11 protein-coding genes are annotated in these 12,379 nt (G+C 59.3%); 6 read left to right on the top strand and 5 right to left on the bottom strand.

Annotated elements, in window-relative coordinates; genetic code table 11:
* Position 1: 1 nt before the first annotated feature.
* Both ACOTXR_RS08640 and ACOTXR_RS08635 read right to left on the bottom strand, forming a co-directional pair.
* A complete protein-coding gene (locus ACOTXR_RS08640; RefSeq protein WP_014884622.1) occupies positions 2 to 433 on the bottom strand; it encodes a tripartite tricarboxylate transporter TctB family protein in 432 nt (143 codons plus the stop codon).
* Between the two features lie 11 nt (positions 434 to 444).
* Entirely contained in the window at positions 445 to 1,425 is a 981-nt protein-coding gene (locus tag ACOTXR_RS08635) for a Bug family tripartite tricarboxylate transporter substrate binding protein (RefSeq protein ID WP_032635989.1), read from the bottom strand.
* Between the two features lie 141 nt (positions 1,426 to 1,566).
* Here ACOTXR_RS08635 and tctD point away from each other — a divergent pair, with 141 nt between their 5' ends.
* From tctD to ACOTXR_RS08615, 4 genes are all read left to right on the top strand, one after another.
* Positions 1,567 to 2,241, top strand: coding sequence for a transcriptional regulator TctD (gene tctD, locus ACOTXR_RS08630; RefSeq protein ID WP_014884620.1), 675 nt, complete (start codon positions 1,567 to 1,569; stop codon positions 2,239 to 2,241).
* Positions 2,228 to 3,637 (top strand): sensor histidine kinase, encoded by a 1,410-nt coding sequence (locus tag ACOTXR_RS08625; protein ID WP_023330956.1) that lies wholly within the window; start codon positions 2,228 to 2,230, stop codon positions 3,635 to 3,637. Before tctD ends, ACOTXR_RS08625 begins: the two co-directional genes overlap by 14 nt.
* Before the next feature lie 129 nt (positions 3,638 to 3,766).
* Entirely contained in the window at positions 3,767 to 4,306 is a 540-nt protein-coding gene (locus ACOTXR_RS08620; protein WP_023330955.1) for a YfaZ family outer membrane protein, read from the top strand.
* Positions 4,307 to 4,399: 93 nt separating this feature from the next.
* Positions 4,400 to 5,599: a nicotinamide mononucleotide deamidase-related protein YfaY gene (locus ACOTXR_RS08615; RefSeq protein ID WP_023330954.1), complete on the top strand. Its 1,200-nt coding sequence runs from the start codon at positions 4,400 to 4,402 to the stop codon at positions 5,597 to 5,599.
* 32 nt (positions 5,600 to 5,631) lie between these two features.
* On the opposite strand, the gene glpC is transcribed toward ACOTXR_RS08615, so the two are convergent.
* Genes glpC through glpA form a run of 3 tightly spaced genes read right to left on the bottom strand, consistent with a single transcriptional unit; the run spans position 5,632 to position 9,654 of the window.
* On the bottom strand, positions 5,632 to 6,822 hold the full coding sequence (gene glpC, locus ACOTXR_RS08610) for an anaerobic glycerol-3-phosphate dehydrogenase subunit GlpC (protein ID WP_058691102.1): 1,191 nt from the start codon (positions 6,820 to 6,822) through the stop codon (positions 5,632 to 5,634).
* Entirely contained in the window at positions 6,819 to 8,036 is a 1,218-nt protein-coding gene (gene glpB / locus ACOTXR_RS08605) for a glycerol-3-phosphate dehydrogenase subunit GlpB (RefSeq protein WP_047026912.1), read from the bottom strand. Before glpB ends, glpC begins: the two co-directional genes overlap by 4 nt.
* Positions 8,026 to 9,654: an anaerobic glycerol-3-phosphate dehydrogenase subunit A gene (glpA, locus tag ACOTXR_RS08600; RefSeq protein WP_047026911.1), complete on the bottom strand. Its 1,629-nt coding sequence runs from the start codon at positions 9,652 to 9,654 to the stop codon at positions 8,026 to 8,028. The genes glpB and glpA overlap by 11 nt, the downstream gene beginning before the upstream one ends.
* A 252-nt stretch (positions 9,655 to 9,906) precedes the next feature.
* Here glpA and glpT point away from each other — a divergent pair, with 252 nt between their 5' ends.
* Both glpT and glpQ read left to right on the top strand, forming a co-directional pair.
* Positions 9,907 to 11,259 (top strand): glycerol-3-phosphate transporter, encoded by a 1,353-nt coding sequence (gene glpT, locus ACOTXR_RS08595; RefSeq protein ID WP_014884613.1) that lies wholly within the window; start codon positions 9,907 to 9,909, stop codon positions 11,257 to 11,259.
* Between the two features lie 11 nt (positions 11,260 to 11,270).
* Positions 11,271 to 12,326 (top strand): glycerophosphodiester phosphodiesterase, encoded by a 1,056-nt coding sequence (gene glpQ, locus ACOTXR_RS08590; RefSeq protein WP_050862915.1) that lies wholly within the window; start codon positions 11,271 to 11,273, stop codon positions 12,324 to 12,326.
* The last annotated feature ends 53 nt before the right edge of the window (positions 12,327 to 12,379 follow it).

The following is a 12,379-nucleotide window of genomic DNA, read 5'->3' as shown; positions in this document are numbered from 1 at the left end:
GTTAATTAAGCCAGGCGCCGAGCGGTAACGTCACGTCCAGCAGGCGGTCAAAGGCGTACCACAGTAAAATCCCCATCACCACGCCTGAGATCCCTGCCGCAGGCAGGGTGGCGTTAAATAGCATGCCGATCACCATCGTCAGGATGGCGGTCGCCACCGGGAAGCCGAGCCATTCAAAGCCCCAGGCGTACATCAGCAGGACAATGACCATCACCAGCAGACGCTGCAGAATGCGACGCGGTGGCCACTCGACGGTGTCCGGGTGGCGCAACAGCAGCGCCACCGAGCAGAGCAGCATCAGGCCGACGATGCCCATCGGGAAGGGGCGTGGCCCTACGGGTTCATAGCTGTATTCGCTGTGGATCTGCCAGGCGACAAACATCCCGCCAACGCAGAGCAGCAGCCATATCCCGGCAAAAATACGATCGCTCATAGCGCCTCCGGTTATTTCGCCAGACCAAAGGCTTTCGCCTGCTCGCGGTAGTCATTTACCTGTTTTTTGACGTACTCATCCAGTGGCTTACCGGTCAGGTTAAATTCAAACAGCCCGCGCAAATCGCGCTGTTTCTTAAACTCTTCGGTCTGCTGGAGTGTGTTGAACGCGTCGACCCACCATTGGTACTCGGCATCGGTCACTTTTGGCCCGACGAAGAACCCGCGGATGATCGGCCAGACCAGGTTGTAACCCTGCTCTTTGGCGGTCGGCACGTTAGCCAGCTGTCCCGGCAGACGGTTTTCCGAGAAGACCGCCAGCACGCGGATTTTGTCCCCGTTCAGGTAGGGCACCATCTCGCTGAGATCGCCGGAAACGGCCTGAACGTGGTTGCCCATCAGTGCCGTAACCGGCTCGCCGCCGCCTTCAAAGGCCACGTAGCGCATTTTGTGTGGGTCAACCTTCGCCTGTTGCGCGAGAAGGGCGGCTTTCATCCAGTCCTGGCTACCGATCGACGCGCCTGCGCCAATCACCACGCTGTTCGGATCTTTTTCCATGGCGGTGAGCAGGTCTTTCAGGGACTTCCACGGTGAGTCGGCACGCACGGCAATCATCCCGTAGTCGGTACCGACGGTCGCCAGCCAGCGCACGTCATCCACGCCATACCGGCCAAACTTGCCCTGAGACAGGTTCAGCAGTGAACCACCGGAGAAGGCCACCACCGTCCCCGCTTCCGCAGGTCGTTGTGCGACGATGGCGTTATAGGCCACCGCGCCCACGCCGCCGGGCATGTAGGTCACGCGCATCGGTTTCTCGATGGCCTTCGTCTCCAGCATGCTGACCTGAATCAATTTGCAGGTGAGATCGAAACCGCCACCCGGTTTGGCCGGGGCGATACATTCGGTACGGGACGGGGCGTCCTGCGCCTGAACGACAGAGGTACTCAACAGGAATGCGCTTGCAGCAAGGGTAGAAAGTAAGTGTTTTTTCATCGTTTATCCTCACGCCGGGGTACGGGTATGGGTCTTTTTTCTGATTATGTGAACCGCCTTGTAGCGGTTCCGTTGCGTGATTGTTAAAACAATAACCTTTCATTTCCCTTTCAATGGGGAACCAACTTTACAGGATGTGACATGCGTCTCTTACTCGCAGAAGATAATCGTGAGCTGGCTCACTGGCTGGAGAAAGCGCTGGTGCAGGAGGGCTTCGCCGTGGATTGCGTGTCTGACGGGCGTGCCGCCGACCATCTGCTGCAGGGGGAACATTACGCGGTTGCTATTCTGGACATCGGCATGCCCGGTTTTGATGGCCTGGAAGTGGTCCATCGCCTCAGAAAACGGGGGCAGACGCTGCCCGTCCTGTTCCTGACTGCGCGCAGCAACGTGGCGGACCGGGTAAAGGGCCTGAACGCCGGGGCGGATGATTATCTGCCAAAACCGTTTGAGCTGGAGGAGCTTGACGCCCGGCTGCGTGCCCTGTTGCGAAGAAGCGAGGGGCGCACGCAGGAACGTCAGCGTCTTGGGGAGCTGGAGTATGACGACGAGGGCTTTTTCCTGCTCCGCGATGAACCGCTTTCCCTGACGCCGCGCGAGCTCTCTCTGCTGAAAGTGCTGATGCACCGCCGCACACGTCCGGTTTCGCGGCAGCAGCTTTTTGACCAGGTGTTCAGCCTGAACGACGACGTCAGCCCTGAAAGTATCGATCTTTATATTCACCGCCTGCGAAAGAAGCTCACCGGCAGCGGCGTGCGGATCACCACGTTACGGGGGCTGGGATACGTGCTGGAGTGCGGCGATGAGAGGGTTTAAGCCGCAGTCGCTCTACCTGCAACTGCTGCTTTTTCTTGGCCTGCCGCTACTGTTGCTGTGGGGATTGTCAGCCTTTAACAGCTACGTCAGCGCGTTGCAGGCGGCCACGCAGGCTTACGACCGCACGCTGTTATCCTCTGCCCGCACCATCTCGGAACGACTGGAGGTGCGCGACGGCAAGCTGGCGGTGGACGTGCCCTGGGTGGTGCTTGATAGCTTTGAGCTCAACATGAACGACCGGCTCTATTACAAGGTGGTCGACCCCGACGGGCGGGTGATCTCCGGCTATGACGATCTGCCGAAGATGCCGCCTGCAACGTCGCGTACCACGCTCTACCCCGCGCTGGCGTGGTTTTACCATACCGAATATCGCGGGCAGGCGATTCGGGTGGCGCGTCTGCTGCAGCCCGTGAATCAAGATTCTATTTTTGGCATGGCGGAAATTTACGTTGCGGAGACGCTCCAGTCACGCCGCTATCTCGCCAGCCAGTTGCTCTTTTCATCCTGGGTTTCGCAGGGGCTGCTGGTGCTGCTGACGCTGGTGCTAACCGCCTGGATGCTGCGCCGCGTGTTGCGCCCGATGCGCCAGCTCTCCTCGCTGATGGTGCGGCGCGAGCCGGGCCTGCTGGCACCGCTGCCGGAGCTGCTGCCCTGGTCCGAGACCCGGCTGCTGATTGTGGCTTTTAACCGCTATATCGACCGTCTGCGCGGCGTGCTTTCGCGTCAGGAACGTTTCAACGCGGATGCATCGCACCAGCTCAAAACGCCACTGGCGGTACTTAAAACACAGGTGTCTGTCGCGCTTACTCGCCAGGATCCCGCTTTGTGGCAGGAGAGTCTGCGGGCAATGAACGCCACGCTGGATGAGACTATCGTACTCACCGAGCGGCTGTTGCAGCTTTCGGCGGTGAAGGGGAGAGAGCAGGGCGATCGTCAGTTCTCGCCTGTGGATCTGGTTCAGGTGGTGCAGAACTGCTGCTTCTCCCGACTGGCGCAGGCGCGGAGCAAAGGGATCGATCTGGGTTACGACGGTGTGGAGCAGCCGGTCATGATCGAAGGCGATGACGTCCTGCTGGGCGAACTGTGCGCTAACCTGCTGGAGAACGCGATTAAATATACCCCAGCAGGCGGGACCGTGACCGTTTTCCTGCGCGCGGAGGCCGGTGCCGTTGAGCTGCGCGTTGAAGACAGCGGCCCCGGCATTGAAGAGGATCAGATCCACCAGGCAATGCTCCCTTTCCACCGCCTGGACAACGTCGGGGACGCTGCCGGTTCCGGGATCGGGCTGGCACTGGCGGGTGACATTGCCCGGCTGCACCGCAGCCATTTGCAACTCAACCGCAGTGAATCCCTGGGTGGCCTGTGTGTCAAAATGCGCTTTCTGTTGCTTGCATAAAAAAGCCGCAAGTTTCAAATCGTTACAATCTTCCCCCCCGCCGCACGCAGAGTGCTTGATCCCCGGGAGACTCAGGTTAAAATCTCGCGGTTTTGGGACTTCTCTATAAAATTGCGCGGGATCATGACAATGAAAAAAGTGGCATTACTGGGCTTCGGCCTGATGGTTGTATCTGCGGCGGCTAACGCCATCAGCTTCAACGGCTCGGCGGGTCAGGACTATACCCACCTGGGCTTTGGCCTGGGAACAGAGACTTCCGGTCTGGCGATGACCGGTGGCTGGACGCATAACGATGACGACGGCGATGCGGCAAGTCTCGGTCTGGGTCTGAACATTCCTCTTGGTCCATTCCTGGCGACCGTCGGCGGTAAAGGTATCTATACCAACCCGAACGACGGTGACGAAGGGTATGCGGCAGCGGTGGGTGGCGGCCTGCAGTGGAAAATTGGCGACAGCTTCGGTCTGTTTGGCGAGTATTACTACTCTCCGGACTCGCTCTCCAGCGGTATCGACAGCTATGAAGAAGCCAACGCCGGCGCGCGCTGGACCATCATGCGTCCGATTACCATCGAAGCGGGCTATCGCTACCTGAACCTGGCGGGCAAAGACGGCAACCGCGACAACGCGCTGGCCGACGGTCCCTACGTGGGCGTAAGCGCAGGCTTCTAATCCTGTCGGCGCGGCGTTCCGTCGCGCCAGTTTCTCTCTTCTCCCTCCCGCGATTGCGCTATAGTGTTTTCACCAAATAAGCGGGAGAACACAATGATTAACGTGGAGATGTTATCCACCGGCGACGAAGTGCTGCATGGACAAATTATTGATACCAATGCTGCCTGGCTTGCCGATCTTTTCTTTGAGCAAGGATTACCGTTAACGCGTCGCAATACGGTAGGCGACAATCTTGAGTCGCTGGTCAGCATTCTGCGTGAGCGGAGCGAACACTGCGATGTGCTGATCGTGAATGGCGGACTCGGTCCTACCAGTGACGATCTCAGCGCGCTGGCCGCCGCAACCGCAAAAGGTGAAGGGCTGGTGCTGCATGAGGCATGGCTTTCACAGATGGAACGCTTTTTCTCCGAACGTGGCCGCGTTATGGCCCCCAGCAACCGCAAGCAGGCTGAAATCCCCGCCAGTGCTGAGCTGGTTGATAACCCGGTCGGCACCGCGTGCGGGTTTGCCCTGCAGCTGAACCGTTGCCTGATGTTCTTCACGCCCGGCGTACCTTCCGAATTTAAAGTGATGGTTGAGCAGCAGATCCTGCCGCGCCTTCGCGACCGTTTTACCCTGCCTGAACCTCCGCTGTGCCTGCGACTGACCACGTTTGGCCGTTCTGAAAGCGATCTGGCCCAGAGTCTTGACCACCTGCAATTGCCGCCGGGCGTGTCCATGGGCTATCGCTCCTCTATGCCGATCATTGAGCTCAAGCTGACAGGACCGGCGACGCAGAAAGCGGCGATGCTGGCCCTGTGGCCCGAAGTGCAGCGCGTGGCGGGCGAGAGCCTGATCTTTGAAGGGACGGAGGGGTTGCCTGCGCAGATTGCGAAGCACCTGCAGGATCGTCAGCTGAGCGTGACCTTAAGCGAGCAGTTCACCGGTGGCCTGCTGGCGCTGCAATTGTCGCGCGCCAGCGCGCCGCTGCTGGCCAGCGAAGTGGTGCCGTTCCAGCAGGAGACCCTGGCGCAAACCGCCCGCTGGGCCTCGGAGCGACGGGTTAAACATTTTGCCGGTCTGGCGCTGTTCGTGGGTGGGCTGGATGAGGAACACCTTAACGTCGCGCTGGCGACGCCGGAGGGGACCTGGGCTCTGAGGGTTAAAATGAGCATCACTCGCCACAGTCTGGCGGTGCGTCAGGAAGTCTGCGCCATGATGGCGCTGAATATGCTGCGCCGCTGGCTCAATGGCAAAGAGGTCGCCAGCGAGCACGGCTGGATTAACGTTGTTGAGTCGCTGTTCGTCGAGTAATGTTTGTGCCGGGGCGTTCGCCCCGGCCATGTTCAGCCCAGCGCGTTCGCCAACAGGGTAATCGGATGCTCACAGCGCTTGCTGGTGGACATCTCAATCTGCCATTTACAGGTTTCGCAGTCGGTCACCACGATATCTGCGCCGCTCTCTTCGATCTGTCGGAACAGCGGGGCGCCAATCGCCTGGGAGGTTGCGTAGTTTTCGCGCTTAAAGCCGTAGGTTCCCGCAATCCCGCAGCAGCGCGAATCCAGCACCGTCAGCTCAAGTCCGGGAATTAACCGCAGCAGCTCAAGCGTATAGAGCGACCAGCCCATTTTCTCCATATGACACGGGGTGTGATACACCACTTTCAGGGGCAATTTCCCCAGCGGCAACGTCTGCCCGCTATCGAGCTTGCGCCACAGGAAGCGTGTCGCCAGCTCGATGTGCTCGCGCAGGCCGGTATTATCCACGTCCAGAAGATGCGGGTACTCATCGCGCAGGGTGAAGGTACAGGTGGACGAGGTCGCCAGCACCGGAATACCTTTATCGACAATCGCTTCGCGCAGTGACGTGACATTGCTCTGAGCCTGCCTGCGCGCTTTATCGGTAAACCCGTTGGCGATCAGCGGTACGCCGCAGCACTTCTCTTTGTTCAGTAGCTGAACGCCCGTTCCCATGGCGTTCATCACCTTCAGCAGATCTTTGCCCAGCTGCGGGTGGTTGTAATTCACATAGCAGCCGTGGAAAAAGGCCACCTGGTCGGCGTACTGCGCCTGCTCCGCCGCGACGGATTTGTACCAGCGGCGGAAGGTGCCGTGAGAATATTTCGGCAGGCTGCGGTGATGGTCTATCTTCAGCGTCGCATCCAGCAGCTGGCGCACCGGCTTGAGCGAGGTCGCGGCATTCACCAGCGGTGCAAACGGCGTCGAGACGCTGCCCATCAGATCGGTATGGCTCAGAATTGCGTCACGCAGCGTCGGCTTTTGCGTGCTGTAGCGCGCCCGGGCGCGCTGGATGATATCGCCGATTTTCACATCCGACGGGCAGGCGACTTCACAGCGTTTGCAGTTGATACAGTATTTCAGCGCCTCGTCGTACAGCTTACCGTCCTTCAGACGCAGACGCTCGCCGTCAGGCCCGGCCTGTTTCGGTCCGGGATAGCGCGGGTTCACGCCGCTGACCGGGCAGACGGTCGTGCAGACCGTGCATTTAATGCAGCTTTCAAAACGGGTATCGTTCATTGTTCCGCCTCCGCGCGCTGGCTAATCTGCTCTGCCACATACAGCGCCGTGACGGCGCAGACCCCGCCACCGCACCCCTGAGTTATGGGATCGTATCCGCCCAACAGCGAGCCAATGGCAAAGAGATTCCTGACGGGCTTACCGGACAGTTGCGGGTGCAGCTGGTTATCAACCATCACGCCGAACTGTTGCCAGGGCTGCGGCGAGAAGAAATCACTCTGATACCAGTCCGTGCGGGAGGCGCCTTGCCGGACATCAAGCCCCATAATGGCTTCCCGGATGCCCTCCCGGCTGCTCAGCAGCCCGTTGCTGAAGAAACTGCCGCTTGCCAGCACCGTATAGCGGGCGCGAAGCGGAATATCACCGTGGTTGCGGGTCCAGATTTCGCTCACCGCGCCGTCCCTCAGGGTGATTTTTTTCACCTCGTCACCCGCCATCCACACGCCGCCCTGCGCCACAAACTGGCGCTGGAGCTGGGTATGCAGGCGAATGCCGGGCACGGAAGGGGGAAGCGTTGGCAGCAGGCCGAGCGAGCAGGGCAGACGGTCCGACAGCCAGCGCCACAGGCGGTTATCGCTGAGTCCAAAGCAGGCAGGCATCAACAGCGTATCGCAGGTTTCACCGAGCGGTCTGAGCGCCTCATACAGCAGCGGCCATCTGTCTTCGTTATCCAGAAAGCGGGCGATATTCACCGCGCGAAACTCGCTCGGGTTTTCGCGCAGGACATCCAGTTCAGGCAGTTCTATCTCTGCCGTCTCGGCGTTCACGCCCTGGCGACACAGTGACGCCGCCGCAAGATGGGGCTGAAAATCCAGAAAGCCGCTAATACCCACGACCCGTACCCGTCCTGTGCTCACAGGGGCAACGGGTACCTCCTCCGGGCTGAGCCACGCGGAACGCAGGGTGCCAAGCGGCGTGATGCGTTGATGATTTTGCCTGGCGCTCCCCTTCAGACGCGCACCGCAGTCAGCCAGCAGCGCTTCGGTTTCCAGCGCAAAGCGGTCAATATGCTGCGCGCCAACCCGATGATACGGGTGCTCCGGCGGCAGTTTGTCGCGGTACGTGTCGTCCACCAGATCCAGCGATCCCGACGAGAAGTGCAGGGCACTCTGGCCCCGGGTGATAATGGCGCAGCGCAGCCCCTGCTTCGTGAGCTTGATGCCACAGAGCAAGCCCGCCAGCCCGCCGCCGACAATCACGGTATCAAATTTCATCGTGTTGCTCCTTCTCAAGACCGCAAAGCCCCTGGTAGACCCAGCGGGTAAACTCGCTCTCACGCAGGGCATCGCCCCAGGCGACAGGCTGAATGCCTTTCCAGCGCTCGTTTAAAAAGGCGCTGAGCTGATCGAGCGACTGGGTGGCAGTCGTGGTATGAAAACGCTGCAGCAGACCCGCCGCACGGCAGGCGCACAGTTCACCCTGGCAGGTTCCCATGCCGACGCGGGTGCGACGGCGGAGATCGAGCAGGCTCTTGACCGTCAGGTTCTCCACCGCGTATTGCACCTCGCCCGCGGTGACGGCTTCGCACTCGCACACCAGGCTGCGGCTCAGCCGACCTTCGCCGAGCCAGACCGGCGTTCTGTCCCCGTGGCGGTAAATCGCGGAACCGCGCAGCGGGGCGGGCAGGGAGATGATTTTTTGCAACGTTTTTTCGGTGGACTGACGCGATCCTGGCAGCGGTTGTTCTGCCGTCACGCACGGCTCGGTATTCCCCAGCTTGCGGCAGACTGCATCGGTGGCCCATTCGGCCATCAGGCGGTAGGTCATTAGTTTGCCGCCTGTAATGGTGATAAATCCGTCCATGCCGTCGCGTTCGGCGTGGTCGAGCAGCACGATGCCCCGGCTGACGTTACGTCCGCTCGGATCGTTATCGCTGGCGACAAGAGGACGCACGCCCGCGTAGGCACGCAGAATACGCGTCTGGGCCATCACCGGGGCCAGTTTCTCGCCTTCACGCAGCAGGATATCCACCTCTTCGGCGGTCACGCGGTTGTAGTCAATGTCGCTGTAGTCGACGTGGGTTGAGGTCGTACCAATCAGCGAAATGGTATCGCCCGGCACGAGGATATCGGCATCAGACGGTTTGCGGCAGCGGTTGATCACATGGTTATTGATGCGATGGTCGAGGATCAGCAGCGAGCCTTTCGCCGGGAACATGCGCACCGACAGGTCAGCGTATTCTGCAATGCGCTGCCCCCAGATCCCCGCGGCATTAATGACGACGGAGGCAAACAGCTCGCTGTGTTCGTGGTATTGCGTATCAAACACCCGCACGCCGCAGACGCGATGGCCTTCGCGGATAAGTCCGGTCACTTCATGCCCGGTCAGAATGCGCGCTCCATGTTCCCGGGCATCCAGCATATTGGCGGCGGTCAGGCGGAACGGATCGACGGTGCCATCCGGGACTTTCACTGCGCCAATAAGCGCCGGGTTGACCGACGGTTCCAGCTGCCGTGCCCGCGCCGGATCCATGGCCTCCGCCTGAATACCTGCTGCGTTACAGGCGGTGATAAAGGTTTCCTGAAAGGCGAGGTCATCTTCAGGAAGGGTGATAAAGAGGCCATCGGTCGGTTCAATGCAGTGGCGGGCGATACGCTTGAGGATCTGGTTTTCCGCAATACATTCCCGTGCCGACTCACCGTCAGTGACGGCGTATCGCGCGCCGCTGTGGAGCAGACCGTGGTTTCGCCCGGTCGCGCCCGTGGCAATATCGTGGCGTTCCAGAAGCGTGACGCTTAATCCGCGAAGGGCGCAATCGCGAGCGATACCGGCGCCGGTGGCACCACCGCCAATGATAATCACATCGCTGTAGCGAGGATCGTGAATTGTCATTGTCTTCCCTCAATGTTCGTTTTTTTATCATTTAGCCACATGAAAACTGTGGTTTGTTTGATTTCGAACATAAACGCGCGAAATTCGAAAGTGAAACGTGATTTCATGCGCTTTTTTGCGCATTCTGTCATATTTCTGTAACAATCTGTGCGTTGATTCACAGTAACAATCACCATGATTTCTTAACATCCCCGGCTCTGGAATTCAGGTGCGAGCCACCTGCTCATTCAATTCAAGGCCACGGAGGCTGTCATGCTCAGTATTTTCAAACCCGCGCCGCATCGGGCGCGTCTGCCAGAGGCAGAGATTGATCCGCTATACCGTCGTCTGCGTTGGCAAATTTTCCTGGGGATCTTCTTCGGGTACGCGGCGTACTATCTGGTGCGTAAAAACTTTGCGCTCGCCATGCCGTATCTGGTGGAGCAGGGCTTTTCACGCGGCGATCTGGGGTTCGCGCTGTCGGGGATCTCTATCGCGTATGGTTTTTCCAAGTTCATTATGGGGTCCGTGTCGGATCGCTCGAATCCGCGCGTGTTTCTGCCCGCCGGTCTGATTCTGGCGGCTGCGGTGATGTTGTTCATGGGTTTTGTGCCGTGGGCAACCTCCAGCATTGCCGTTATGTTCGTGCTGCTGTTCCTCTGTGGCTGGTTCCAGGGGATGGGATGGCCGCCATGCGGACGTACCATGGTGCACTGGTGGTCGCAGAAAGAGCGCGGCGGCATTGTGTCGGTGTGGAACTGCGCGCATAACGTGGGTGGCGGTATTCCGCCGCTGCTGTTCCTGCTGGGGATGGCCTGGTTCAACGACTGGCACGCTGCGCTCTACATGCCTGCGTTTGGCGCCATTCTGGTGGCGATTATTGCCTTCGCGCTGATGCGCGATACGCCGCAATCCTGCGGCCTGCCGCCGATTGAAGAGTATAAAGACGACTACCCGGATGATTACAGCGAGAAGCACGAAGAAGAGCTGACCGCGAAGCAGATCTTCATGAAGTACGTGCTGCCTAACAAACTGCTGTGGTACATCGCGGTGGCCAACGTGTTCGTTTATCTGCTGCGTTACGGCATTCTGGACTGGTCACCGACCTACCTGAAAGAGGTGAAACACTTCGCGCTGGATAAATCCTCCTGGGCCTACTTCCTGTATGAATACGCGGGGATCCCGGGCACGCTGATCTGCGGCTGGATGTCGGACAAAGTGTTTAAAGGTAACCGTGGTGCAACAGGCGTGTTCTTCATGACCCTGGTGACCATCGCCACCGTGGTGTACTGGCTCAACCCGCCGGGCAACCCGGGCGTAGACATGGCCTGTATGATCGTCATCGGCTTCCTGATTTATGGCCCGGTCATGCTGATTGGCCTGCATGCCCTGGAACTGGCACCGAAAAAAGCGGCGGGCACGGCGGCAGGCTTTACCGGTCTGTTCGGCTACCTGGGCGGTTCAGTCGCGGCGAGCGCCATCGTGGGCTACACCGTGGACTTCTTCGGTTGGGACGGCGGCTTTATGGTGATGATTGGCGGTAGCGTGCTGGCGGTACTGCTGTTGATTGTCGTAATGATCGGTGAGAAACGTCACCACGCGGAAGTGCTGGCGCGTCGTCAATAAGGAACATGACCATGAAATTATCTCATTTAACCACCGGTCTGCTGCTGGCGGGCCTGATGACAGGCTCCGCGCTGGCGGCGGATAAAATCGTGATTGCCCACCGCGGCGCGAGCGGCTATCTGCCGGAGCATACGTTGCCGGCGAAAGCGATGGCCTATGCGCAGGGCGCGGATTATCTGGAGCAGGATCTGGTGATGACGAAGGACGACCAGCTGGTCGTCCTGCATGATCACTATCTTGACCGCGTAACGGACGTGGCGGAGCGTTTCCCGGACCGTGCGCGTAAAGATGGCCGTTTCTACGCCATTGATTTCACCCTGGCGGAGATCCGCTCCCTGAAGTTTACCGAAGGGTTCGAGATTGAAAACGGCAAGAAGGTACAGGTCTATCCGGGACGTTTCCCGATGGGCAAATCTGACTTCCGTATTCACACCTTCCAGGAGGAGATAGAGTTTGTTCAGGGGCTGAACCACTCGACCGGTAAAAATATCGGTATCTACCCGGAAATCAAAGCGCCGTGGTTCCATCATCAGGAAGGGAAGGATATTGCCGCGAAAACCCTGGAGGTCCTGAAGCAGTACGGCTACACCAGCAAGAAGGACAAAGTTTACCTGCAGTGTTTTGACGCCGCCGAGCTGAAGCGCATTAAAACCGAGCTGGAGCCGAAGATGGGGATGGATCTCAATCTGGTGCAGTTGATTGCCTACACCGACTGGAATGAAACCCAGGAGAAACAGCCAGACGGGAAGTGGGTGAACTACAACTACGACTGGATGTTTAAGCCGGGCGCGATGAAGCAGATTGCGCAGTACGCTGACGGCATCGGGCCAGATTACCACATGCTGGTGGCAGAAGGCTCCACGCCGGGTCACGTGAAGCTGACGGCGATGGTGAAAGAGGCGCATGCCAGCAAGATGCAGGTCCATCCGTATACCGTGCGCGCAGACCAGCTGCCGCCGTATGCCACGGACGTGAATCAGCTTTATGAGGTGTTGTATAACCAGGCGGGCGTGGACGGGTTGTTTACGGATTTCCCGGATAAAGCGGTGAGTTTTTTGAAGGATTAACACTGGAATTGCCGGGTGGCGGCTGCGCCTTACCCGGCCTACGAACTAACCCT

This window comes from Enterobacter cloacae complex sp. IR53030 (assembly GCF_049238365.1).
Taxonomy (GTDB): domain Bacteria; phylum Pseudomonadota; class Gammaproteobacteria; order Enterobacterales; family Enterobacteriaceae; genus Enterobacter; species Enterobacter kobei.
This window is presented reverse-complemented; position numbering and strand designations above follow the sequence as displayed.